General features: G+C 70.0%; 1 protein-coding gene. It reads left to right on the plus strand.

Annotation, left to right across the window (positions count from 1 at the left end):
* Positions 1 to 37 precede the first annotated feature (37 nt).
* On the plus strand, positions 38 to 724 hold a 687-nt coding region (locus AC1DTN_RS37770; protein ID WP_477925249.1), incomplete at its 3' end, for a GAF domain-containing protein.

Consider the following 724-nt stretch of genomic DNA (forward strand, 5'->3'; position numbering starts at 1 on the left):
GTCCGGGAGCTATGACGCCGTGCTCCAGGAGCAGGCGATGCATTCCGAGACCCTGCAGCAACAGGCCTGGCTGCGCGGCGCCCAGACCGAGCTGAGCGGGGAGCTGGTGGGGGAGCTCAGCGCGCAGGAGCTGGGCCGCAAGGTGCTGGCCTTCTTCTCGCGCCAGCTCGGCAGCGCCGTCGGCGCGATGTACGTGCGCGAACGCCATGGCGCGCTGCGCCGTGTCGCCAGCTACGGCTTCTCCGGCGCGGCCGAGTCCTCGCCCCAGGTCTTCTCGCCCAACGAGGGCCTGGTCGGCCAGGCCGCGGTCCAGAAGCGGATGTTGGTGGTGGCGCCGGTGACGGCCGAGTACCTCAAGGTGAACTCCGGTTTGGGCGAGATGACCCCGGCCGCCGCGGTGCTGCTGCCGGCGACCAACGACGGCATCGTCAACGGCGTGGTCGAGCTCGGCCTGTTGCGCCCGCCGGAGGGGCGCGCGGCCGAACTGCTCCAGCTCGTGGCCGGCAACATCGGAACCTCGATCGCGGCCGTGCGCTACCGTGAACAGCTGCAGGAGGTGCTGGCCGAGACCCAGCAGCTCAACGAGGAGCTGCAGGTCCAGCAGGAAGAGCTGCGCACCGCCAACGAGGAACTGGAGGAACAATCGCGCGCGCTGCGCGTCTCGCAGGCCACGCTGGAGAACCAGCAGGCAGAACTGGAGCAGACCAACAGCCAGCTCTCCGAG

This window comes from Rhizobium sp. 01T444, assembly GCF_056398305.1.